The sequence below is a fragment of the Polynucleobacter sp. AP-Capit-er-40B-B4 genome (assembly GCF_018882245.1).
Lineage (GTDB): Bacteria > Pseudomonadota > Gammaproteobacteria > Burkholderiales > Burkholderiaceae > Polynucleobacter.
This window is the reverse complement of sequence record NZ_JACVOV010000002.1, coordinates 153,488-176,414: the sequence shown is the minus strand read 5'-3', so window position 1 is coordinate 176,414 and position 22,927 is coordinate 153,488. Positions and strand designations below refer to the sequence as shown.

Annotated in this window: 22 protein-coding genes and 1 pseudogene; 20 read left to right on the top strand and 3 right to left on the bottom strand. The window is 46.0% G+C overall.

Annotated elements, in window-relative coordinates; genetic code table 11:
* Positions 1-30: 30 nt before the first annotated feature.
* The 13 genes and pseudogenes from hisC to cysM all read left to right on the top strand — a co-directional run bounded on the left by hisC (position 31) and on the right by cysM (position 13,179).
* Positions 31-1,149 (top strand): histidinol-phosphate transaminase, encoded by a 1,119-nt coding sequence (gene hisC, locus ICN19_RS05865; protein WP_216246197.1) that lies wholly within the window; start codon positions 31-33, stop codon positions 1,147-1,149.
* Between the two features lie 15 nt (positions 1,150-1,164).
* Entirely contained in the window at positions 1,165-2,046 is an 882-nt protein-coding gene (locus ICN19_RS05860) for a prephenate dehydrogenase/arogenate dehydrogenase family protein (protein ID WP_216246196.1), read from the top strand.
* Positions 2,047-2,054: 8 nt separating this feature from the next.
* Positions 2,055-3,374 (top strand): 3-phosphoshikimate 1-carboxyvinyltransferase, encoded by a 1,320-nt coding sequence (gene aroA, locus ICN19_RS05855; protein ID WP_216246894.1) that lies wholly within the window; start codon positions 2,055-2,057, stop codon positions 3,372-3,374.
* Between the two features lie 14 nt (positions 3,375-3,388).
* Entirely contained in the window at positions 3,389-4,051 is a 663-nt protein-coding gene (cmk, locus tag ICN19_RS05850; RefSeq protein ID WP_216246195.1) for a (d)CMP kinase, read from the top strand.
* Positions 4,052-4,194: 143 nt separating this feature from the next.
* Complete coding sequence (gene rpsA / locus ICN19_RS05845) at positions 4,195-5,868, top strand: 30S ribosomal protein S1 (protein WP_068324328.1); 1,674 nt, start codon at positions 4,195-4,197, stop codon at positions 5,866-5,868.
* A gap of 52 nt (positions 5,869-5,920) precedes the next feature.
* A pseudogene (locus ICN19_RS05840) lies at positions 5,921-6,259 on the top strand (integration host factor subunit beta); the annotation flags it as partial.
* Between the two features lie 66 nt (positions 6,260-6,325).
* The gene (lapB, locus tag ICN19_RS05835; protein WP_216246194.1) at positions 6,326-7,537 is read left to right on the top strand and encodes a lipopolysaccharide assembly protein LapB; all 1,212 of its coding nucleotides are present in this window, start codon (positions 6,326-6,328) and stop codon (positions 7,535-7,537) included.
* A 19-nt stretch (positions 7,538-7,556) separates the two neighbouring features.
* The gene (locus ICN19_RS05830; RefSeq protein ID WP_216246193.1) at positions 7,557-8,921 is read left to right on the top strand and encodes a UDP-glucose/GDP-mannose dehydrogenase family protein; all 1,365 of its coding nucleotides are present in this window, start codon (positions 7,557-7,559) and stop codon (positions 8,919-8,921) included.
* A 41-nt stretch (positions 8,922-8,962) separates the two neighbouring features.
* The gene (rfaE1, locus tag ICN19_RS05825; RefSeq protein WP_216246192.1) at positions 8,963-9,892 is read left to right on the top strand and encodes a D-glycero-beta-D-manno-heptose-7-phosphate kinase; all 930 of its coding nucleotides are present in this window, start codon (positions 8,963-8,965) and stop codon (positions 9,890-9,892) included.
* Positions 9,889-10,908, top strand: a complete 1,020-nt coding sequence (rfaD, locus tag ICN19_RS05820) for an ADP-glyceromanno-heptose 6-epimerase (protein ID WP_216246191.1) — start codon at positions 9,889-9,891, stop codon at positions 10,906-10,908. The genes rfaE1 and rfaD overlap by 4 nt, the downstream gene beginning before the upstream one ends.
* A 19-nt stretch (positions 10,909-10,927) precedes the next feature.
* On the top strand, positions 10,928-11,662 hold the full coding sequence (locus ICN19_RS05815) for a hypothetical protein (protein WP_216246190.1): 735 nt from the start codon (positions 10,928-10,930) through the stop codon (positions 11,660-11,662).
* Between the two features lie 135 nt (positions 11,663-11,797).
* Positions 11,798-12,226: a helix-hairpin-helix domain-containing protein gene (locus ICN19_RS05810; protein ID WP_216246189.1), complete on the top strand. Its 429-nt coding sequence runs from the start codon at positions 11,798-11,800 to the stop codon at positions 12,224-12,226.
* Positions 12,227-12,267: 41 nt separating this feature from the next.
* The gene (cysM, locus tag ICN19_RS05805) at positions 12,268-13,179 is read left to right on the top strand and encodes a cysteine synthase CysM (RefSeq protein WP_216186269.1); all 912 of its coding nucleotides are present in this window, start codon (positions 12,268-12,270) and stop codon (positions 13,177-13,179) included.
* Here the strand turns inward: cysM and ICN19_RS05800 are convergent.
* Complete coding sequence (locus tag ICN19_RS05800) at positions 13,176-14,429, bottom strand: lytic transglycosylase domain-containing protein (protein ID WP_216246188.1); 1,254 nt, start codon at positions 14,427-14,429, stop codon at positions 13,176-13,178. The two genes, cysM and ICN19_RS05800, sit on opposite strands and share 4 nt — an antisense overlap.
* Positions 14,430-14,512: 83 nt before the next feature.
* Here ICN19_RS05800 and ICN19_RS05795 point away from each other — a divergent pair, with 83 nt between their 5' ends.
* From ICN19_RS05795 to ICN19_RS05775, 5 genes are all read left to right on the top strand, one after another.
* The gene (locus tag ICN19_RS05795) at positions 14,513-15,433 is read left to right on the top strand and encodes a histone deacetylase family protein (protein WP_216246187.1); all 921 of its coding nucleotides are present in this window, start codon (positions 14,513-14,515) and stop codon (positions 15,431-15,433) included.
* A 42-nt stretch (positions 15,434-15,475) separates the two neighbouring features.
* Complete coding sequence (locus ICN19_RS05790) at positions 15,476-17,128, top strand: acyl-CoA synthetase (protein WP_216246186.1); 1,653 nt, start codon at positions 15,476-15,478, stop codon at positions 17,126-17,128.
* A 55-nt stretch (positions 17,129-17,183) separates the two neighbouring features.
* The gene (locus ICN19_RS05785) at positions 17,184-17,939 is read left to right on the top strand and encodes an electron transfer flavoprotein subunit beta/FixA family protein (protein WP_216246185.1); all 756 of its coding nucleotides are present in this window, start codon (positions 17,184-17,186) and stop codon (positions 17,937-17,939) included.
* Positions 17,940-18,875, top strand: coding sequence for an electron transfer flavoprotein subunit alpha/FixB family protein (locus ICN19_RS05780; RefSeq protein ID WP_216246184.1), 936 nt, complete (start codon positions 17,940-17,942; stop codon positions 18,873-18,875).
* Positions 18,876-18,937: 62 nt separating this feature from the next.
* Positions 18,938-20,725, top strand: coding sequence for an acyl-CoA dehydrogenase (locus ICN19_RS05775; RefSeq protein WP_216246183.1), 1,788 nt, complete (start codon positions 18,938-18,940; stop codon positions 20,723-20,725).
* Between the two features lie 51 nt (positions 20,726-20,776).
* Here ICN19_RS05775 and ICN19_RS05770 read toward each other — a convergent pair whose 3' ends face one another.
* Positions 20,777-21,223 (bottom strand): hypothetical protein, encoded by a 447-nt coding sequence (locus ICN19_RS05770; RefSeq protein ID WP_216246182.1) that lies wholly within the window; start codon positions 21,221-21,223, stop codon positions 20,777-20,779.
* Between the two features lie 26 nt (positions 21,224-21,249).
* Entirely contained in the window at positions 21,250-21,714 is a 465-nt protein-coding gene (locus ICN19_RS05765) for an META domain-containing protein (protein WP_370625149.1), read from the bottom strand.
* Between the two features lie 284 nt (positions 21,715-21,998).
* Between ICN19_RS05765 and rpsP the strand changes: the two genes are divergently transcribed.
* On the top strand, positions 21,999-22,244 hold the full coding sequence (rpsP, locus tag ICN19_RS05760) for a 30S ribosomal protein S16 (RefSeq protein ID WP_011902362.1): 246 nt from the start codon (positions 21,999-22,001) through the stop codon (positions 22,242-22,244).
* A 92-nt stretch (positions 22,245-22,336) separates the two neighbouring features.
* Positions 22,337-22,903: a ribosome maturation factor RimM gene (rimM, locus tag ICN19_RS05755; protein ID WP_216246180.1), complete on the top strand. Its 567-nt coding sequence runs from the start codon at positions 22,337-22,339 to the stop codon at positions 22,901-22,903.
* Positions 22,904-22,927: the final 24 nt, after the last annotated feature.

Below are 22,927 nucleotides of genomic sequence, written 5' to 3'. Positions count from 1 at the left end.
CGTAAAAATTCAAATTCACTAGTAAATCGAATGACATCTAAGATTGGTTTAAAACACATTCATGCGATTGCCCCTTATGTTGGAGGGCGACCGATTAGTGAAGTTGCGCGTGAATATGGCTTGGATGAAAGCAAGATCGTTAAATTGGCTTCCAATGAAAATCCATTGGGTATGCCAAAGTCTGCTCAAGATGCCATGCTCAAAGCGGCAAGTGATTTGGGTCGCTATCCAGATTCCAATGGTTTTGAACTTAAAAATGTCTTAGCTGCACGCTTAGGTGTTCCAACAGATTGGATCACCTTAGGTAACGGTAGCAATGACATTCTGGAGTTAGCGGCACGTGCTGTTGCGCAGGCTGGTGATGAGGTGATTTTCTCTAAACATGCTTTTGCTGTTTATCCGTTGGCAACACAGGCAGTTGGCGCAAAGGCAATTGAAGTTGCAGCTACTGCTAATTATGGACATGACTTACCGGCGATGTTAGCGGCAATTAAGTCATCTGGCGATAAAGCGAAACTTGTCTTTGTAGCTAATCCAAATAATCCGACAGGTAGCTATTTGCACGCCAAAGAGATTGAAGACTTTTTGGCAGCAGTGCCACCTAATGTTGTGGTGGTGCTTGATGAGGCTTATAACGAGTACCTCAGTCCAGAGCAGCGCTACGATGCGATTGCTTGGGTTAAGCGGTTTCCAAATATGATTTTGTCGCGTAGTTTTTCTAAGGCCTATGGCTTGGCTGGATTACGCATTGGTTATGGTGTTGCCCAACCTCACTTAACGGACTTGCTCAACCGCATTCGTCAGCCATTTAATGTAAATAGCCTTGCTCAAGCTGCAGCGATTGCGGCGTTCCAAGATAAAGAATTCTTGCAGCAAGGATTTGAGCTGAACCGTGCAGGCTATAGTCAGCTGACAAAAGCATTTGATGAGCTGGGCTTGAAGTATTTACCATCTGCTGGAAACTTTGTTCTGGTGAAGGTGGGTGATGATGATCAAGCGGGCGCGCGCATCAATTTAGCTTTACTCAAGCGCGGCATCATTGTTCGCCCAGTGGGTAACTATGGATTGCCGCAGTGGTTGAGAATCTCGATTGGCTTGCCTGAAGAGAATGCGGCCTTTATCGATGCCTTAAAAGCAATCTTGGCTTAAGAATAAAAAATACTCATGACCATTATTAATCCAGCTAGTAATTACGGTACTGTCACCATTGTTGGCGTTGGTTTAATTGGCGCCTCATTGGGTTTGGCTTTAAAAAAAGCTGGTGTTGTTACTAAAGTTTTGGGTGTTGGTCGCAGCAAAGAAAATTTAGATCAAGCGCAAAAGATAGGTGCGATTGATGGTGTAGTGGATTTAGTTGAGGCAGCAAAACAATCTGATGTGATTGTGCTTTGTGTGCCAGTGGCACAAATGCGCGCAGCCTTTGAGGTACTTGAACCACATCTTGAACCACGCACGATGATTACCGATGCTGGTAGCACTAAAGGCGATGTTATTTTGGCCGCCAAAGAGGTGTTGGGTAAAAAGGCGTGCCAATTTGTGCCGGCGCACCCGATAGCTGGTGGCGCTCAGCATGGTGCAGCAGCTGCTAAGGCTGATTTATTTCAGGGCAAGCAAACTATTATTTGCCCGCTTCAAGAAAACTCACCTGAAGATACGGCTTTAATTATTGGGTTCTGGGAGTCTGTTGGCTCCGAAGTGAAAAAGATTGGTGTTGTACAGCACGATGCGATTTATGCAGCCGTATCTCACCTCCCACATATTCTGTCTTATGCGTTGATGGCTAGTGTTGTGAACTCTGAAGATGCCGATCAAAAGTTAAGTCATGTTGGCGCTGGGTTTAAGGATTTCACGCGCATTGCTGCATCAAGCCCAGAGATGTGGCGAGATATTTGCTTGGGCAATCGCACTGCCATCCTGAAGGAGTTGGATCAATATTTGCTCATCGTGAACCATCTACGTAAACTCGTTGCAGATAGCGATGGCGCAGGTTTAGAGAAATTATTCAATAAGGCGAGCAAAGCACGTCAAGACTTGGACGCACTTTAATGAGCAGCTTGCCAGACATTACTGTTGGCCCATTTAAACGGGCGCAAGGTTCGATTGTGTTGCCGGGCTCAAAGAGCATCTCAAATCGAGCGCTCTTATTGGCTGCGCTCTCATCTGGAACTACCACCTTAAAGAACTTATTGGATGCCGATGACACCCAGGTAATGCGCAGTGCTTTACGCCAGCTGGGGTTAACGGTTACTGATCAGCCCAATCAAGTGTGCGTGGTGGAGGGTTGTGGTGGCAAGTTTCCGGCGCAAGAAGCCGATCTCTTTATGGGGAATGCAGGCACTGCGATGCGTCCATTAACAGCCGCTTTAGCAATGCAAGGTGGTAACTACCGATTATCTGGTGTTGCCCGCATGCACGAAAGACCGATTCGGGATTTAGTGGATGGCTTACGCCAAGTGGGCGCAAAGATTGATTACGAATTACAAGAGGGCTATCCGCCGATCAAAATCTTAGCGGCGAACATTCAAATCAAAGATGTTGTTAAGGTGCGTGGCGATGTATCGAGCCAGTTCTTAACGGCTCTACTAATGGCTTTGCCTTTAGTGGCATCAGAGCCTGTTCGCATTGAAGTGGTTGGCGAACTCATTTCTCGCCCTTACATTGATATCACTTTGAAGTTGATGGCGCGCTTTGGCGTGATTGTTGCTTGCCCTGATATGCAATCTTTTGTTATTCCAGCAAAAACTTCAGACTCTGTTTATAAGAGTCCTGGCCAGTTATCTGTAGAGGGCGATGCCTCTTCAGCTTCCTACTTCTTGGCTCTCGGCGCTATTGGCAGTGGCCCTGTGAAGGTATTGGGCGTTGGTAAAGACAGCATTCAGGGTGATGTGGCATTTGCAGACGCACTCTCGCTAATGGGCGCCAAGATTAATGCTGGCGAAGATTGGATTGAAGTATCTGGCGTGAAAAATGCCAATGGCAAACTCAATGGCATCACGATTGATTGCACAGAAATTCCAGATGCAGCAATGACGCTTGCTGTTGCTGCTCTGTTTGCTGACGGCCCAACGCGTTTAAATAATATTGCAAGTTGGCGCGTAAAAGAAACGGATCGTATTGCAGCAATGGCAAAAGAATTGAAAAAAGTTGGCGCTATCGTTGAAGAAGGTGCTGACTACATTGTTGTGCAAGCACCACCCTCACCAAGCGATTGGAAGTCACCAGCTGAAGGCATTGACACTTACGATGATCATCGTATGGCGATGTGTTTTTCGCTTGCTGCATTTGGCCCGAATGCACTCAAGATTAACGATCCCAATTGCGTAGCAAAAACTTTTCCAACGTATTTCGCGGAGTTCGCGAAAGTCGTGAGCTAATTTAAATCCCATTTATGAGTCTTCCCCCAGTCATTGCAATTGATGGACCTACCGCCTCAGGTAAAGGTACGGTAGCTTCCCTGGTGGCGGAAAAACTGGGATTTCATTATTTGGATAGCGGGGCCCTTTATCGTCTAGTGGCTTTAGCCAGTGAAAAGCAGGGAATTGATGTCAAAAATGGCCCAGAATTAGGCCTTTTAGTCCCTAAGTTATTGATTTCATTCAAAAATAGTCAGATTTTTCTCAATAGCGAGGATGTAACTGAGGCTATTCGTACAGAAACTATCGGCTTAAGAGCCTCCGCTTTGGCTGTTCACCCTGAGGTTAGGTCTGCTTTAGTGGGTCTGCAACGCAGTTTTCGTCAATTTCCAGGCTTGGTAGCTGATGGCAGAGATATGGCGAGTGTCATATTCCCGGATGCACTTTTAAAGGTTTTCTTGACTGCAACAGCCTCTGCCAGAGCCGAGCGTCGCTATAAGCAATTGATAGCTAAGGGAATTTCTGCTAAACTTGAGGACTTGCTGCAAGATTTGCAAGAGCGCGATGCCAGAGATAGTAGTAGAGGTACCGCACCCTTGTTGGTTGCAGATGGTGCAAAAGTGCTTGAAACCTCAGATTTATCGATAGATCAAGCAGTTAAGACGGTTTTAGATTGGTACCAATCTGCAATCGCTTAGTTTTGTAAGTAGTTGTAGTGAGTTGTAAGTAGTAGTTTTGGCGTCTTAAGAAACTCCACAACGCGACCTTTTCATTAGCGTGTTTCTCTGAGACTTTTTTAACCTAACCCGTCAGGCCTTCTGGCGGCACAAAGTGAATACACATGTCTGAATCATTTGCAGAACTATTTGAAGAATCATTAACCCGATCGAATATGAAGACCGGCCAAGTTATTTCGGCTGAAGTTCTTCGCATCGACCATAACTTCGTCGTTGTTAACGCTGGCTTAAAGTCTGAAGCGTTTATTCCTGTTGAAGAATTCCATAACGACGCTGGCGAGATTGAAGTAGCTCCTGGCGATTTCGTTTCTGTTGCTATTGACGCTCTAGAGAACGGCTATGGCGACACAATCCTTTCCCGTGATAAAGCGAAACGCTTGGCATCATGGATGAACTTGGAAAAAGCTCTCGAGCAAGCTGAGATTGTTACCGGTACTGTTACTGGTAAGGTTAAAGGCGGCTTGACAGTTATGGTTAACGGTATCCGTGCATTCTTGCCTGGATCACTCGTTGATACACGTCCAATCAAAGACACCAGCCCTTACGAAGGTAAGACGATGGAGTTCAAGGTTATCAAGCTCGACCGTAAGCGTAACAACGTAGTGTTGTCACGTCGTGCAGTTGTTGAAGCTAGCCAAGGTGAAGAGCGTGCTAAGTTGATGTCTAACCTTAAAGAAGGTGCAGTGGTTACTGGCCTTGTTAAGAACATCACTGATTACGGCGCATTCGTTGACCTCGGTGGTATCGATGGCCTCTTGCATATCACTGACTTGGCATGGCGTCGTGTGCGTCACCCAAGCGAGATGTTGACTGTTGGTCAAGAAGTTACCGCCAAGATTTTGAAGTTCGATCAAGAGAAGAACCGTGTTTCACTCGGTGTGAAACAACTTGGTGATGATCCATGGGTTGGTATCGCTCGTCGCTACCCACCAAACACCCGTTTATTCGGTAAGGTGACTAACCTGACTGACTACGGCGCATTCGTTGAGATTGAATCTGGTATCGAAGGTTTGGTACACGTTTCTGAAATGGACTGGACTAACAAGAACGTTGCTCCAAGCAAAGCTACTGCATTAGGAACTGAAGTTGAAGTAATGGTTCTGGATATTGATGAAGACAAGCGTCGTATTAGCTTGGGCATCAAGCAGTGCAAAGCTAATCCATGGGAAGAGTTCTCACGTGCCCAACAAAAAGGCGACAAGTTAACTGGCGCAATCAAGTCTATTACTGACTTTGGTGTGTTCATTGGCTTGCCTGGTGGTATCGACGGTTTAGTTCACCTCTCAGACCTTTCTTGGAATGAGCCAGGCGAAGAAGCTGTTAAGAAATACAAAAAAGGTGATGAAGTTGAAGCCACTGTATTGGCAATCGATGTTGAGAAAGAGCGTATCTCTCTCGGTATCAAGCAATTGTCTGGCGACCCATTCAATAACTACACATCTGTCAGCGACAAGGGTAGCCTCGTTACTGGTACTGTGAAAGCTGTTGATGCTAAGGGTGCAACAATTCACTTGGCTGATGAAGTTGAAGCTTACTTACGTGCTTCTGAGATCTCAACAGATCGCGTTGAAGATGCACGTAACGTATTGAAAGAAGGCGATAGCGTAACTGCAATGATCATCAACATTGATCGCAAGTCACGTGTTATCAATCTTTCAATCAAAGCAAAAGACAGCTCTGATCAACAAGATGCAATGAGCAAGCTCCAAGGTGATGCGCAGTCTGGCACAACCAATTTGGGCGCTTTGTTAAAAGCAAAATTGGATAATCAAGGCTAAATCAATATCGCCGCTTTCCATTTGGAGAGCGGCGATTTTTTATTGATAGATCATGACAGATCAAGAGCAACAAGCAATTACCCGCTCCGAACTAGTAGAGAGCCTTGCGGAACAGTTTCCGCAGCTTTTGCCTAGGGACGTAGAGTTGGCGGTAAAAACTTTGCTGGACACAATGACTCATGCCTTGGCTGAGGGCAAGCGTATCGAGCTGCGTGGCGTTGGAAGTTTCGTACTTCATCACCGTCCTGCGCGCACTGGTCGCAATCCAAAGTCTGGTGAGAAAGTATTGATTCCAGAGAAACGCGTTCCTCACTTTAAGCCTGGCAAAGAGTTGCGTGAGCGAGTGGATTACAAGCCTTTGAAGCAGGCGGGCCCCAAAGAGGGTTCTGGTGCCTAAGATTCAGGCTAAACCTCAGTGGTCCTTTCGGGCCATTTTTTTATTTAAATTCTGTACATCATGATTCAGATAGCGACATCTTGGCTGTTGTTGTTACCAGTCATGTTTGGTATTGGTTGGTTGGCGGCGCGTTGGGATTTGCGTCTTGAGAATCGCATGGATGAGCGTGAGCGCATGCGTCAGCAGCGCTCTACCTTTAAGGGTCTAAGCCTGTTACTGAATGAGCAGCCTGATCAAGCGATTGAAACACTTGTCAAAATTGCGCAACTAGATCCAGAGACGATTGAACTGCATTTTTCTTTGGGTAATTTATTCCGTCGCCGCGGTGAAACTGAGCGTGCGATTAAGGTGCATCAACATTTAGCCAATCGTGATGATCTCAAGCCGCGTGATCGTGATCATGCTGCTTATGAATTAGGTCGTGACTTTTTGCGAGCGGGCTTGCTTGATCGCGCAGAGGCATCGCTAAATCGTGTAGGCGCAGGTAAATATGCCGAGCCAGCAAAAGAAAGTTTGCTCGAGATGTATCAAATTGAGCATGATTGGAAAAAAGCCATCATCGCTGCAAGTGAGCTTGAAAGTCTGCAGGGTAAATCACACCATACTGAGATTGCGCAATTTCATTGCGAGCTAGGCCAAGAAGCTTTGCGTCGCAAGGATTTAGTTGATGCTGAGCAATCAATACAACGTGCATTACAGGCTGTTCCTAATCACGCTCGCGCTTTAATTTTGCAAGGTGATTATTTAATGGCGATGGATCGACCCACTCAAGCCATTGAGGCTTGGAGCATAGTCGCCAATTCCCATCCTGCATACATGCATTTATTGGCAGACCGCTGGATGTTGGCTCATGCGGCTATCAATAAAGAGAGTGAAGGTTTAGATCGTCTTTGCGAGCTGCTTAAAACTCAAGCTACTGGTGAGTTATTAGACATTGTGCATAAGCACCTTATGAAGATTCGTGGTCCCCAAGCTGCAAATGCCATGTTGTCTGACGTGATGCAGCATTCCCCGACTTTAATTGCTTTGTCAAAGTTAGCTGAAACCCGTCTTGCATTGGAGGAGGGTAGCGCTAATCCAGAGAGATTATTAGAGCTGCAGTCTATTCTGAATCTATTGCGTCAGCGCACGACTAGTTTGGCTCGTTACACTTGCGGTAATTGTGGATTTAGGGCGCGAAGATTTTATTGGCAGTGTCCTGGCTGTAATCATTGGGAAGCGTATTCCCCAAGACGTAGTGAGGGTGCCGCTCCAAGCGGTCCTTCAATGTAAAGAAATTTGGAGAGAAAGATTGAAAGTCACCATCATCGGTAGCGGTTACGTTGGTCTTGTTACTGGCGCTTGTTTAGCCGAGCAAGGTAACAAAGTTTTTTGTGTAGACGTTGATCCTAAAAAAATTGAGATTCTCAATTCTGGTGGCGTGCCTATTTATGAGCCAGGCCTTAAAGAGATGATTGAGCGTAACAGAGCTGCCGGTCGTTTGCAGTTCTCTACCGATATAGCTGCTTCTGTTGCCCATGGCGATATTCAGTTCATTGCCGTAGGCACACCTCCGGATGAAGATGGTTCAGCTGATTTGCAATACGTTGTTGCAGCCGCACGCAATATTGGTCGTCACATGACTACCCCTAAAGTCATTGTTGATAAATCGACAGTACCCGTAGGTACAGCTGACAAAGTAAATGCTGCCATTATCGAAGAGCTTGAAAAACGTAAGCTCCCTGCAGACTTATGTTCCGTAGTTTCTAATCCAGAGTTCCTCAAAGAAGGCGCTGCCGTAGAAGACTTTATGCGCCCTGACCGCATTGTGATTGGCACTGAAAGCTCGCCTGCAGGGTTGCGTGCTAAAGAGCAAATGCGCAAACTCTATGCCCCATTTAATCGTAACCATGAGCGTACTTACTACATGGATGTGAAAAGTGCTGAGCTGACTAAATACGCAGCCAATGCAATGTTGGCAACTCGCATTTCCTTTATGAATGAGTTGGCTAACTTGGCTGATTTAGTGGGTGCTGACATTGAGCATGTTCGCCAAGGCATTGGTTCAGACTCCCGTATTGGTTTCGGCTTTTTGTATCCGGGTACCGGATATGGTGGTTCATGCTTTCCTAAGGATGTTTCTGCCTTATCCAAAACCGCTAAAGAGCATGGCAGGGATTTGAAGATCCTCGATGCCGTCGAGGCGGTCAATGAGCTGCAAAAATACACATTAGTGAACAAGATCGAAAAGCGTTTTGGCAAAGATTTGAAGGGTATGAAGTTTGCCTTGTGGGGTCTTGCCTTTAAACCAAATACTGATGATATGCGTGAAGCACCTAGTCGCGTGATTATTCAAGAGCTAGTTAAGCGTGGCGCAACGATTGTGGCCTACGATCCAGTGGCTATGCCAGAAGCGAAACATTGCCTTGATTTAGATTTTGAAGGAGATCCAGAAGGACTCAAGCAAGTGTCGATGACCGCTGATCCGATGTCTGCTTTAGATGATGCTGACGCCCTAGTGATTGTGACGGAGTGGAAGGTGTTTCATACTCCTGACTTTGATTCTCTGATGCAAAAACTCAAGCGTGCCATCATTTTTGACGGTCGTAACCTCTATGAGCCGATATCTATGCAAGAATTAGGCATTGAGTACCATGGTATTGGGCGACATAATTAAGTAGATTCAAAAATAAAGATAAAAGCACATAAAGTATTCAAATGGAAAAAGCTAATCGAGAGCAGTTCTCTAAAGCCCGTCTACTAGTTGTAGGTGATGTGATGCTTGATCGTTATTGGTTTGGCGATACTAATCGCATCTCTCCAGAGGCTCCCGTGCCGGTTGTGCAGGTGGGTAAGATTGATGAGCGACTAGGTGGTGCAGCTAACGTAGCTCGAAATGTAGCAGCCCTAGATGCGAAAGTAACTATTTTAGGTATTGTTGGTAATGATGAGCCCGGAAAACGCGTGGCTGAATTATTAAAAGCAGGCGGAGTAGATAGTCAGCTGGAGATTGATGCTGATGTACCTACGATTGTGAAGCTGCGTGTCATTGCGCGTCAGCAACAACTCATTCGCCTTGATTTTGAAGAAACTCCAAGCGCAAAAGCGCTTGCACATAAGCTAGAGCGTTTTGAAAAGCTGGTTGGTGATGCGGATGTCGTCATTCTGTCTGATTACGGCAAAGGCGCTTTGGGTCAAGTGGCTCATATGATTGAGCAAGCTAGAGCACAAAACAAAATGATTTTGGTGGACCCTAAAGGTGAAGACTACGAAAAGTATCGTGGTGCCACCGTATTAACACCAAATCGTAGCGAGTTGCGCCAGGTGGTTGGCAGCTGGACTAGCGAAGAAGAGTTAACTAAGAAAGCTCAAGCCCTCAGAAAGTCTCTCGACTTACAAGCGCTACTTTTGACCCGTTCCGAAGAGGGGATGAGCTTGTACACCGATGCAGGCGTGAGTCATGTAAAGGCCCAGGCGCGTGAAGTATTTGATGTGTCGGGTGCTGGCGATACTGTGATTGCGACCTTGGCTGTTGCTTTGGCTGCTAAGTGGCCATTAGAGAGAGCGATGGCTCTTGCAAACCGTGCGGGTAGCATCGTAGTTGGTAAGCTAGGTACTGCAACCGTTACTTCAGAGGAATTACAGTGACTATTATCGTAACTGGCGCTGCTGGTTTCATTGGCGCAAACTTAGTTCAAGCGCTTAATGCGCGTGGTGAGAAAAATATCATTGCTGTTGACGATCTGCGTCCTGCTGATAAGTATCGCAATCTGGCGGACTTAGACATCATTGATTACCTCGATAAAGACGAATTTCTAGAGGCATTCAGAAGCGGTCGCTTTGGCAAAGTTAAAGCGGTCTTCCATGAAGGCGCTTGCTCCGACACCATGGAGACAGACGGTATTTTCATGATGGCGAACAACTATCGCTATACGATGGATTTACTGGATATCTGCACCGAGCAAAAAGTACAGTTGCTTTATGCTTCTTCGGCTGCAACCTATGGTGGTTCTGACGTCTTTGTAGAAAGCCGTGAGCATGAGAAGCCGCTAAACATCTATGGCTACTCTAAGTTTTTATTTGATCAAGTGATGCGTAAGCGCTTTGCTGAGAAGGCTAATACAGCTCAAGTGGTTGGTTTTAGATACTTCAACGTATATGGTCCGCGCGAGTCTCACAAAGGTCGCATGGCATCCGTTGCATTTCATCAATACCATCAGTACAAAGCCAATGGGCATGTGAAGCTATTTGGTGAGTATGGTGGTTATGGTCCTGGTGAGCAAAGTCGCGACTTTGTATCTGTTGAAGATGTGGTGAAGGTCAACCTATTTTTCCTAGATCATCCAGAAATCAGTGGCATCTTTAATTTGGGCAGTGGTCGTGCGCAGCCATTTAATGATGTTGCTCATGCAGTTGCTAATGCAATGCGTAAGCTCGATAAAGCGGCGCCAGCATCTTTACAAGAGCTTGTTAAGGAAAAAGCGATTGAGTACATGTCATTTCCGGATGCGCTCAAAGGCAAATATCAGTGCTTTACACAAGCCGACCTAACAAAACTCAGAGCTGCCGGTTACTCAGAGCCCTTCCTAAATGTGGAGCAGGGTGTAGGAAGATATATCGAGTGGTTGGAAGCCAATTCCGGTTTCTTGGCTAATCCACTCTAATATTCGGAGGGTTCTGGCTATGAACAGACTCCTCGCAACCCTTTTCTTTTATCTTGTCAGTACTGCAGTTTTTTCGCAGGTTATCGATCTACCTCATCTTAATGAGGCTCCGACAAGAACATTATTGATTGGCGTTCCAAAACCACGTGCAGTAGTCCTTCTCTTTCCTGGCGGCGGCGGCATGCCAGTTATTTATGAGAATGGAACAGTTAGAAGTAAACATACTTTTGTACGTTCGATGGATTTGTGGGCGCAATATCAAATTAATGCTGTATTAGTGGATAGTCCCTATGATCTGGGTGACCTTAGAAGAGGTGACCGCCGCGATCGGTCGGATCACCTTGCAAGGGTAAGTGAAGTGGTTGAGTTTTATAAGAAAAAATTTAATCTCCCCGTTTGGATATTTGGTCACAGTATGGGTACGTCAACAGCTACCTATTTCGCAAATCAAGTCAAAACCAATTCACTCTCTGGGATCATTATTGCTGGAACTGTTAGAACTGCCAGTTTGAATGATGATGTGAAATTTCCGGTATTGGCAATTCATCATATTAACGATCAGTGTGCAGGCACTCCACCATCTGCTTCTGAAAATATTATTTCATCTAGGCCTAAAAATACTATTTCACGTCTAGAGATTATTGAGGGTGGTGCCAGCGATGGGAACGTTTGCGAGTCCTTTGCTTATCATGGTTTTAACCAGACTGAGCCTGAGTTCATTAAACGGGCCGCCCAATTTATTTTGAGCCAATAGATAAGGGTTCCATCAGTAGTTACTGATTAGTTTGACCGCTCAAGAAGCTAGTCAACTCCTGTCATTCTGAGTCGTTGTGAATGATCCACGTGCACTTTGTGTCCGTGGATTTTTTTATTTTCTAGAGGAGAAAAAATGACTCAATATTTAAAATTAGAGAAAGTACAAGGTTTTATTAGGGCTGTAGCGGTGGCATTGACTGTCTTGACCTCAAGCGCGGGCGTGAGTCATGCTTCACCGATTAATGTGAACACCGCAACCCAGTCTGAGCTGGAAAGTATCAAAGGCATTGGCCCATCTAAAGCAAAAACGATTATTGCTGAACGTTTAGACGGTGGACATTTTCAGGATGCCAATGATTTGCAAAAGCGTGTTCGGGGTATTGGTATGAAGTCCGTAGAAAAAATGGTGGATAACGGCCTTACTATTGAAGCCCCTAGCTCTTTTCGTGAACCCAATGGCCGCACCAAAAAGGAAGGCGGGGCTTCTAGTAGGCGCAATTCACGTAATCAAGCTGGTAGTCGCAATCAGCCGGAGCGTGCGGGAGCAGGTCGCAGAAATTAAGCCCTATCGCGTGTAAGGCAGCTTGTGGCTAAAATGGCCTTATGAGCAAACCTTCCTACCTTACTATTTCACAGACAGTGGGCAATACGCCACTGGTTCGTTTACAGCGCATTCCTGGTCTGGAAAATGAGAATCGCAATAATGTGATTCTGGGTAAGTTGGAGGGCAATAATCCAGCGGGGTCGGTGAAGGACCGACCTGCGCTGTCGATGATTTCTCGTGCACAAGAGCGCGGTGAAATTAAACCCGGCGACACTTTAATTGAAGCAACTAGTGGTAATACAGGCATTGCGCTTGCAATGACTGCGGCGATGCTTGGCTACAAAATGATTTTAGTTATGCCAGAAAATCAAAGCATTGAACGACGTCAAAGTATGGCTGCTTATGGTGCGGAACTTATTTTGACGGCAGCTTCCGGTGGTATGGAGTTTGCTAGGGATTACGCGCTGCAATTACAACGAGAGGGTCGAGGGAGATTGCTCGATCAGTTTGCTAATCCAGATAATCCAAGGGCGCATATTGAAACTACTGGCCCAGAAATTTGGCGAGATACTGATGGGCAGGTTACCCACTTTGTTTCTGCAATGGGAACCACGGGCACTATTACCGGAGTGTCGACTTACCTGAAGTCTATGAATCCTGCGATTCAGATTATCGGAGCACAACCTGAGGATGGATCACAAATTCCGGGAATTCGTAAATGGGCTCCTGAGTATTTACCTAAGATCTATCAAGGCGATAAGGTTGATCTTATCGAATACGTATCTCAAGCCGATGCCGAGGAGATGGCGCGTCGTTTGGCTGTTGAGGAAGGTATCTTCTGCGGCATCTCTGCTGGCGGCGCTCTCGTTGTTGCCTTGCGCATTGCGCGTCAAGTTGAAAATGCCACGATCGTCTTTATTGTCTGCGACCGTGGTGACCGCTACCTATCTACCGGAGTTTTTCCTGCTTAAGTTGATTTAGCCTTTTTCTTTTGGCTTGATTTCTTAGATTTGGATTTATCAGTAGCCGCTTTAGCTCCTCCATTTTTACTTGGGCTCTCTACCGGCACAACACTTTGATTCTTGTATCCAAGGGCTTCAGCAAATTCGGCAACACTTTGCGCGTAAAAGTAACTGCGGTTGTACTGAACAATCGTCAGAAAATTATTTAAGCCAACAAAATATTGCACTTGATCAGCGCCATCTTTATCAGGGTAGGGCAAATCAATAATGAAGGCTTTGCTTTGAGGCTCTACACCACCACTTTGTAGGTCGCCTTGTTGTTTGGTTAAGATGCCTTTATCAATCAGATCTTGAACGGTGAATTTCAATTGCGGCTCACCATCAGCCAATTGTTTGGCGGTTTCAATGCCATTGGCTTGAACTGGGAATGAAATCGGCATACCTGGTTGCCAGCCATGTTTTTTCATAAAACTAGCAACGCTAGCAATGGCATCCTTCGGGCTATTTTTAAGATCAATCCGCCCATCTCCATCGCCATCTACCGCAAAACTACGGATACTTCCGGGCATAAACTGCGGCAGGCCAATGGCACCGGCATAAGAACTGTTTTGATTTAAGCAGGAGCTAAAAATTGCACTATTGATGCCTTGGCTACTATTCTTGGATGGCAGCTTGCCACCTGCCTCAGTCCAGCACAGCAAAATGAGTTCTTTGAGTTGGTCCTTAAAGAGCTGTTCACGCGCTGGTTTGTTAGGGGTCTCTGGGTAGCTAAAGGCTAGAGTGGAGAGCACGTCTTTAACCCTAAAGTTGCCAGTTTGGCGTCCATAGATGGTTTCGATCCCAATAATGGCCACAATAATTTCGGCAGGAACCCCTGAGTCTTGTTCAACTTGGCTCAAAAAGGCCTGGTTTTGATCCCAAAATGCCCTGCCAGCCTTGAGTCGGACTGGCTCAATAAAGCGTTTCCGGTATGCCAACCAATTTTTCTTAAACGTTCCCGATGGGGGTAATACCAGTTTTCGAATCGAGGGAATCGATTTAACATCAAGAAAGCCCATTTCTAAGGCTGGAAGCGGTATTTCTTGGGTTTGTGAGACTTGTCCGAGTAGTTCGTTGAGGTTCTGGCTAAAACGCGCCTCTGTGGCTGCATCTTCAGTCTGGTTTACGATGGGTTGTTGAGATTGCGTGGGCTGCGTGGGGGTGCTGGAACACGCCGCTAGCGCAAGAGTCACAAGTAATAAGGGGATACGAAGATTCATGCTGAAGGTATTGGATTTTCGAATATTGAACACGTTTTATCGGATTATAAAAATTATAAATTTGTGATTAAGGATTTTGAGTAATGACAACAGGATACATAACTCATCCAGACTTTCTGAAACATGAGATGGGAAGCCATCATCCAGAGTGTCCAGAACGAATTCAGGCGATTAATGACCAATTGATCCGTAGTGGCGTCGATCGCCTGCTGCATCACTTGGATGCGCCATTAGCAACTGAAGATCAACTTGAATTAGTACACAGCCCTGATCACGTTTCTTTTGTGCGGGATCGCGCTCCCGAGAGCGGCTACTTCATGCTCGATGGCGACACCATCATGAATCCTCATACTTACAGAGTGGCGCTAAGAGCCGCTGGTGCTGCTATTGCTGGAGTAGATGCCGTAATGAAGGGTGAAGTTGAGAATGTCTTTTGTGCAGTACGGCCGCCAGGACATCATGCAGAGCCAACTCGCTCGATGGGATTTTGTTTATTTGATAACGTTGCCATTGCCGCAAGATATGCCATGGAAACCTATGGCATTGAGCGTGTAGCCATTATTGACTTTGATGTGCATCACGGCAATGGTACGGAAGCCGCTTTTTTCAATGACCCTAATGTCTTGATGTGCAGCTTTTTCCAGCACCCTTTTTATCCATACAGCGGCCTTGATCATGCTAACAATATGGTGAATGTGCCTTTGCCAGCCTCTACTCGTGGTGATGTAGTCCGCTCGATTGTCGAGGAGAGATGGTTACCCGCTTTGCGTAACTTTGAGCCCGAGCTCATTATTATTTCAGCCGGCTTTGATGCTCATCGCGAAGATGATCTTGGTCAGATGGGTTTAGTCGAGGATGACTATGCTTGGATCACCAAGCGCTTAAAAGAAATTGCAAATGACTATGCGCAAGGTCGCATTGTGAGTTGTCTAGAGGGAGGTTATAACCTCTCTGCATTGGGACGAAGTGTTGTGGCTCACGTTAAGGCATTAGCGGATATTTAACGCAGTAACTGTAATTTGGTAAAACGAAATCGAAAGCTGAAGATGGCAAATATTTATGAACAAGGTTTGGATCGCAATCCAGCCAATTACACCCCAATTACTCCGCTTCTATTTTTAGAGCGTTCAGCTGAGATTTATCCTAATAAAACAGCCGTTATTCATGGCAAGCTACGCCAGACTTGGCAGCAAACGTACGAGCGTTGCCGTCGCTTAGCTAGCGCTTTGCAAAAACACGGCATTGGTTTGGGCGATACAGTTGCGGTGATGTTGCCCAATACCCCGCCAATGGTGGAGGCTCACTTTGGTATTCCGATGGCAGGTGCAGTGTTAAATGCCCTCAACACCCGTTTGGATGCAGAATCAATTGCTTTTATGCTCAATCATGGTGAAGCAAAAGTAGTCATCGTTGATCCGGAGTTTTCAGCTGTAATGAAGAAGGCTTTGGAGATTGCCAAGAAAGAATCAGGGCGTGAATTATTGGTAATCGATGTAGAAGAAAAAGAGTTTGATGTTCCTGGTGAGAAGTTGGGCAAGCTGACTTATGAAAAATTTCTTTCTGAAGGCGACCCAAGTTTTGCATGGCAAGTGCCCGCCGATGAGTGGCAAGCGATTTGCTTGAACTACACCTCTGGTACTACTGGTAACCCTAAAGGGGTTGTGTATCACCATCGTGGCGCTGCAATCAACGCCGTTTCAAATGTGTTGGACTGGGATATCAATAAGCATCCCGTGTACCTGTGGACATTGCCAATGTTCCACTGCAATGGCTGGTGCTTCCCATGGACGATTGCTGCTCGAGCTGGTGTGAACGTATGCTTGCGTCGGGTTGATGCTCAGCATATTTTTGCGGCTATTAAAGAGTATGGTGTCACTCATTATTGCGCGGCTCCTATTGTCCATAACCTCTTGGTCAATGCGCCTGATGAGTTGAAGGCTGGTGTTCCTGCGGGCGTTAAAGGCTTGATAGCAGGCGCTGCACCGCCTGCATCCATTATTGAAGGCATGGAAAAATTAGGTTTTGATTTAACTCACGTATATGGCTTGACTGAGGTTTATGGCCCGGCGTCAGTGTGCGTCAAGCAAGACGAGTGGGATGATTTGGATATCGGTGAGCGTGCTCGTTTGAATGCTCGTCAAGGTGTTCGCTATCACATGCAACAAGCAATTGCAGTGCTAGATCCAGAAACGATGAAACCAGTTCCAGCTGATGGTGAAACTATGGGTGAAATTATGTTCAAGGGAAACATCGCCATGAAGGGTTACCTGAAGAATGAGAAAGCCACTCAAGAAGCATTTGCAGGTGGCTGGTTCCACTCAGGCGACTTAGCTGTGATGAATCCTGATGGCTACGTCAAGATGAAAGACCGTAGCAAAGACATCATCATTTCTGGTGGAGAGAATATTTCTTCTGTTGAGGTAGAGGATGTTCTCTATCGCCACCCTGCAGTGAATGCAGCTGCTGTTGTTGCTAAACCCGATCCAAAGTGGGGTGAAACTCCTTGTGCCTTCTTGGAAATTAAGCCGGGTTCAGAGGTAACCCCAGAAGAAATCATTGCACATTGCAAGCAGCATTTAGCTGGCTTCAAGGTTCCCAGAGCGATTGTGTTCTGCGAGCTGCCTAAGACTTCGACCGGCAAGATTCAGAAGTTTGAGTTGCGCAAGCAGGCTGGATCTGCCACCGCTATTGATGTCTAGAGATTGCTCTTCAGGGCGGATAAAATAGATCGTTAACCATTATTGAGAATTCCAAATGAAAATCTTAGTAGCTGTAAAGCGCGTTGTTGATTACAACGTCAAAATTCGGGTGAAATCAGATAACTCTGGTGTGGATTTAGCCAACGTCAAAATGAGTATGAATCCATTTGATGAGATTGCGGTTGAAGAAGCGGTACGCCTTAAAGAAGCCGGTGTAGCGACAGAGGTGGTAGTAGTGACTGCTGGCGCAACCCAATGCCAAGAAACACTACGCACTGCTTTGGCTATTGGCGCTGATCGCGCCATCTTGGTTGAAACTGCTCCTGATGCTGACTTACAGCCTTTGGCAGTGGCAAAGATTCTGAAGGCGCTCTCTGATAAAGAACAGGCGCAAATCATTATTCTTGGCAAACAAGCGATTGATGACGATAGCAATCAAACTGGTCAGATGTTGGCAAGCCTGATGGATATTCCACAAGCAACCTTTGCATCTAAAGTGGTTATTGCGGATGGCAAGGCTACAGTGACGCGTGAAGTCGATGGTGGTTTAGAGACGATTGCGCTGACATTGCCTGCAGTGATAACGACTGACTTGCGCTTGAATGAGCCACGTTATGTGACTTTGCCAAATATTATGAAGGCCAAGAAAAAGACCATTGATATTGTGAAACCAGAAGATTTGGGCGTTGATATTGCCCCACGTCTGAAAACAATCAAAGTTGAAGAGCCACCTAAGCGTAGCGCAGGTGTAATGGTTGCTGATGTGGCAGCCTTGGTAGAAAAACTCAAAAATGAAGCGAAGGTGATCTAAATGGCCGCACTTGTTATTGCTGAACACGACAATCAATCTTTAAAGGCTGCAACCCTCAATGCGGTAGCGGCTGCTTTGCAGTGCTCACCAGAGGTGGATGTGCTCGTTGCAGGAAGTGGCGCTGACGCAGCCGCATCTGCAGCAGCTCAAATTGCTGGTGTACGCAAAGTGATTCAAATGGATGCTGCCAATTTGGCCGATCAATTAGCTGAACCCTTGGCTGCGCAAATTCTCTCGATTGCGAACGGCTATAGTCATATCTTGGCTCCAGCAACAGCTAACGGTAAGAATGTCTTGCCACGCGTTGCCGCCAAGTTGGATGTAGCTCAGCTATCTGATATTACTAAAGTGGTCTCGGCCGATACTTTTGAGCGCCCAATTTATGCAGGTAATGCGATTGCCACCGTGCAATCCGCTGATCCAATCAAAGTGATTACTGTGCGTACCACTGGCTTTGATCCCGTGGCCGCAACTGGCGGTTCTGCTGCTGTAGAAAAAGCTGCCGTCGCTGAAAGTAAAGATCAATCAGCTTTTGTTGGTCGCGAATTAACCAAATCAGATCGTCCTGAATTGACTGCTGCCAAAATCATCGTATCTGGTGGTCGTGGCTTAGGTTCTGGAGAGAAGTATCAAGAGCTCATTACACCGTTAGCCGATAAGCTCGGCGCTGCTTTAGGTGCATCACGCGCTGCAGTAGATGCTGGTTACGTTCCGAATGACTATCAAGTGGGTCAGACTGGCAAGATTGTGGCTCCACAGCTATACATCGCTGTTGGTATTTCAGGCGCCATCCAGCATTTGGCTGGTATGAAGGACTCCAAAGTGATCGTAGCAATTAATAAAGATCCAGAGGCACCAATTTTTGGTGTTGCAGACTATGGTTTGGTTGCGGATTTAAATACTGCGGTTCCTGAATTAACAAAAGCTTTGGGATAAGTAGATAGCAGTAATGCTAACCAATCATTTGAAGTATTCAATTTGAATCAAGAGGAGTTGTAATGCCATACGTAGCCCCAGTGAAAGACATGTTGTTTGTAATGAATGAACTAGCTGGGCTATCGGATGTTGTTGCCTACCCCTCTTATGCGGAAGCAGGCGCAGATGTAGATTTAGCCCCCGCCATTTTGGAAGAGTCTGCTAAGTTCAATCAAGATGTAGTGGCGCCTCTGAATTGGGCTGGAGATCAAAACCCCAGTTCTTTAAAAGATGGTGTTGTCAGTACTACCAAGGGATTTAAAGAGGCATTTGAACAGTTTGGCGCAGCAGGTTGGCAAGGTGTTGTGCATCCTGCAGAGTTTGGCGGTCAAGGTCTGCCTAAACTAATAGCTACTGCGTGCTTTGAGATGGTTCACTCAGCTAGTCTATCGTTTGCGCTGTGTCCAATGTTGACGGATGGTGCGATTGAAGCGCTCCTGACGGCTGCCGGCCCAGAGCTTCAAGAGCGTTTTGTGCCGAATATGATTTCTGGTGAGTGGACTGGCTCAATGTGCTTAACCGAGCCGCAAGCAGGCTCTGATTTATCGATGGTGCGAGCTCGTGCTGTTCCTGAAGGTGATGGTACTTATAAGGTTTTTGGGACCAAGATTTATATCACCTATGGCGAACACGATATGGCCAAGAATATTGTCCATTTGGTGTTGGCAAGAACGCCTGATGCGCCTGAAGGTGTAAAAGGAATTTCTTTATTTGTAGTGCCTAAGTTCTTGGTGAATGCTGATGGTTCATTAGGCGAGCGCAATGATGTGCAGTGTGTTTCCATTGAGCACAAGCTTGGTATTAAGGCTAGCCCAACAGCAGTATTGCAATTTGGCGACCATGGCGGTGCAATTGGGTACTTGGTTGGTGAAGAAAACCGCGGTCTTAAATATATGTTTGTAATGATGAATGCTGCACGCTTTGCAGTAGGCATGCAAGGTGTTGCCGTTGCAGAGCGCGCTTATCAAAAGGCAGTTCAATATGCTAAAGACCGTGTTCAAAGCCGTGACTTAGCAGGTTCTCCAGGTCCTGTAGCGATTATTCATCAGCCGGATGTGAAACGCATGCTGATGACAATGCGCGCCTACACAGAAGCTTCACGTGCCCTGGCTTACTATGCTGCTTCTGCATATGATGCCCAACATGCAGCATCTGATGAAGCGGTGCGCAAAGCCAATCAAGCCATTTATGAATTCCTAGTGCCGATCGTTAAAGGCTTTTCTACAGAGATGTCCATTGAGGTTGCAAGCTTAGGCGTGCAAGTGCATGGCGGTATGGGTTTTATTGAAGAGACCGGTGCTGCACAGCACTATCGCGATGCTCGCATCCTGACGATTTACGAGGGTACTACTGCTATTCAGGCAAATGATTTAATTGGCAGAAAAACAGTGCGCGATGGCGGTGCCATTGCAAAAGAGCTCTCGCAAAGAATTGATGCTACTGAAAAAGATTTAGCTGCTAGTGGTTCAGCTGATGCTAAAGCAGTGCTCAAGCAACTTACCCTAGCTCGTGCTGCATTTGAACAAGCTGTAGCTTATATCGTGGCAAATGCTAAGACGGATATCAAAGCGGTCTATGCTGGCAGCTTTGCCTACCTGCGCTTATCTGGTTTAGTGTTGGGTGGTTGGCAAATGGCTAGAGCACTTTTAGCAGCTGAGCGTTTGCGTGATGGCGACCCAAGTTTCTATGATGCCAAGATTGCTACTGCACGTTTCTTTGCGGAGAATCTGATGCCTCAGGCTCAGGCGCTCGCTACATCAATTGTGGAAAGTGGCCATTCTACCAATGCGTTGGAAGTAGAGCAGTTCTAAAGAAAAAACCGCTCAAAAGAGCGGCTCTTACTAAAGAAAAGCTATCTGCAATTACTGGGATAGCTTTTTTGCTTCATGGATTTGGGAGATAAAGAATTGCTCAAATGAGACTGCTAAAAAAGTCATCATCACACCAGCACCCAACACTAATGAGAAAATTACCGTCAGAATTTCTAGCCAGCCAGAGCGAGTGCGACGATGATCTTCAATGCCGGGATTAAATTGAGCATCCCATTTTTCATCTAAGCGAAGTCCAAAAGCAATCGTTGTTAGCCAGCTTGCTTCAATCGCAATAAAGCCAAAAGTTACAAGGATCCAGCCGGGTGCAGAATGAAAATGCGCGCCTTTTAAAATAACCCAACCAGCTGCGCCACCAATTAGGGCAAACAACTGAACCCATGCCCAAAAGGATTTAAGCCCTTGCAGATAAAAGCAGTTGAGGCCGCTTCCGGGAAGAAGTAATCCGAGTGCGCAAAATAGGAGTTTGGATTTTTTCATAAGTATTTCTGTGAATTTGCTGATGTTTATTTATTGAGTTTTTGGGTGAAGCTTAATACTTCGCGATCAGTGCCAATCATGAGTAGCTGGTCGCCGTTACGCACAATACTGCGATAGTCATTTAGCTGATAGAGAAAATCATTTTCTAATTCCATGCGCTGTGGACTACAGGCCATTTTGGTGCTGGCAATTTGCTTGAGAGTAAAACCACGCGCATCTTCATCGATCGATGCTGTAAAGCGATTGCATCCTGTTGAACCGCTAAGGCGCTGTCCATTGGCATCAAAAATGATTTGAATGGGGTTGCTAGCTTCACCTTGGGGGATCTGGCGAGCGCGAACCTCGCCATTGTTATTTGGCGGTAAGTTCCAGCGGGTAAGCTCCCATTTGGTATTTTTAAGCTCGCTGCTGGGCGGGCTGATTTTGGCGCCACAAGGTGGAATCACGTTAGCGCAGCCAGTTAGCAGACAGAGACCCGAGCAAGAAAGCACCAGAAATAGCCTATTTAAACGGCTTCTGAATGTAGCTGAAATGCTTGATTTAAGGATCATATTTGTCTAAGTTATTGTTTTTAATATACTTTTTGTATAAAGCCGCATTCTATTCTACTGGCTAGTCTGCTTAAATAGGTGGAAGAAGTAGGGGTTTTCGTCTAGAATATGAGGTTTTCCGCTCCACCGTGTCTGTATTTGGTGAGCTGGAGCCCAAGATTTTTTGTAGAAATTTCATTGGGTTGTAATCAACCTGTTTTCATTTTAGATTTTAAGGAATAAGTATGGTCGTCATTCGACTGGCACGCGGCGGTTCTAAGAAGCGCCCTTTTTACAGTATCGTTGCTACTGATAAGCGCAACCGTCGTGACTCGAACTTTATCGAGCGTATTGGTTATTTCAACCCACAAGCAGCGGCAACTGAGCAAGCAATGCGTATTGCTCAAGACCGTTTGACTTATTGGACTGGTGTTGGTGCGCAAATCTCTCCAACAGTAGTGCGTTTGATTAAAAACAATCCAGCTGTTTAATATTCGATTGCTAAAAGCTTCATCGATGTGATGAAGCTTTTAGTGACAGAATTTCTAGTAGTTCTATTTTGGGAAAATAAGGTGTCTTACAAATGAGCGCACCTTCCCCAAATGATTTGATTGAACTTGGTGCCATATCTGAGGCACAAGGTTTACAGGGTCAAGTGAAGGTTAGACCTCACTCTTCAGAACCTGTAGCACTTCTTTCTTCTAAATTCGTTTGGTTATCTCTGATCCCGCGTAGGGATGCTGGCGTCTCTGCGTCTGTAGAGCAGGCCTCATTGACGCAATACAAAGTAAAGAGTGCCAAGATGCACAGTGGCAATGTGGTGATGGCGCTTGATGGTGTTAGCGATCGCGATCAAGCGCTTGCATTAAAAGGCGCCAGAATATTGGTTGCACGCGATGCCTTTCCAAAGGTCGAGAGCGATTCCTATTACTGGGTGGACCTCATTGGATGTAACGCCATCAACTTGCAAAATGAAGTTCTTGGTGAAGTGATTGATGTCACTGAGAATGGTGCGCATGGTGTGATCGCAATTGGCGATGTACTAACAAAGACAATCAAATATTTGGTGCCATTTGTAAAAGAGGTGGTGCAAAACGTCGATCTGCCAAATAAAGTGATTACGCTTGACTGGCAATCTGACTGGCAATAAAGCTCAAAGATAATTCGAGATAGA

What these genes read in the sequence shown, in the direction of transcription:
- hisC (WP_216246197.1), top strand. Translation starts at nt 31, where the DNA reads ATGACATCTAAGATTGGTTTAAAACACATTCATGCGATTGCCCCTTAT.
- ICN19_RS05860 (WP_216246196.1), top strand. Translation starts at nt 1,165, where the DNA reads ATGACCATTATTAATCCAGCTAGTAATTACGGTACTGTCACCATTGTT.
- cmk (WP_216246195.1), top strand. Translation starts at nt 3,389, where the DNA reads ATGAGTCTTCCCCCAGTCATTGCAATTGATGGACCTACCGCCTCAGGT.
- rpsA (WP_068324328.1), top strand. Translation starts at nt 4,195, where the DNA reads ATGTCTGAATCATTTGCAGAACTATTTGAAGAATCATTAACCCGATCG.
- lapB (WP_216246194.1), top strand. Translation starts at nt 6,326, where the DNA reads ATGATTCAGATAGCGACATCTTGGCTGTTGTTGTTACCAGTCATGTTT.
- rfaE1 (WP_216246192.1), top strand. Translation starts at nt 8,963, where the DNA reads ATGGAAAAAGCTAATCGAGAGCAGTTCTCTAAAGCCCGTCTACTAGTT.
- ICN19_RS05815 (WP_216246190.1), top strand. Translation starts at nt 10,928, where the DNA reads ATGAACAGACTCCTCGCAACCCTTTTCTTTTATCTTGTCAGTACTGCA.
- ICN19_RS05810 (WP_216246189.1), top strand. Translation starts at nt 11,798, where the DNA reads ATGACTCAATATTTAAAATTAGAGAAAGTACAAGGTTTTATTAGGGCT.
- cysM (WP_216186269.1), top strand. Translation starts at nt 12,268, where the DNA reads ATGAGCAAACCTTCCTACCTTACTATTTCACAGACAGTGGGCAATACG.
- ICN19_RS05800 (WP_216246188.1), bottom strand. Translation starts at nt 14,429, where the DNA reads ATGAATCTTCGTATCCCCTTATTACTTGTGACTCTTGCGCTAGCGGCG.
- ICN19_RS05795 (WP_216246187.1), top strand. Translation starts at nt 14,513, where the DNA reads ATGACAACAGGATACATAACTCATCCAGACTTTCTGAAACATGAGATG.
- ICN19_RS05790 (WP_216246186.1), top strand. Translation starts at nt 15,476, where the DNA reads ATGGCAAATATTTATGAACAAGGTTTGGATCGCAATCCAGCCAATTAC.
- ICN19_RS05785 (WP_216246185.1), top strand. Translation starts at nt 17,184, where the DNA reads ATGAAAATCTTAGTAGCTGTAAAGCGCGTTGTTGATTACAACGTCAAA.
- ICN19_RS05780 (WP_216246184.1), top strand. Translation starts at nt 17,940, where the DNA reads ATGGCCGCACTTGTTATTGCTGAACACGACAATCAATCTTTAAAGGCT.
- ICN19_RS05775 (WP_216246183.1), top strand. Translation starts at nt 18,938, where the DNA reads ATGCCATACGTAGCCCCAGTGAAAGACATGTTGTTTGTAATGAATGAA.
- ICN19_RS05770 (WP_216246182.1), bottom strand. Translation starts at nt 21,223, where the DNA reads ATGAAAAAATCCAAACTCCTATTTTGCGCACTCGGATTACTTCTTCCC.
- rpsP (WP_011902362.1), top strand. Translation starts at nt 21,999, where the DNA reads ATGGTCGTCATTCGACTGGCACGCGGCGGTTCTAAGAAGCGCCCTTTT.
- rimM (WP_216246180.1), top strand. Translation starts at nt 22,337, where the DNA reads ATGAGCGCACCTTCCCCAAATGATTTGATTGAACTTGGTGCCATATCT.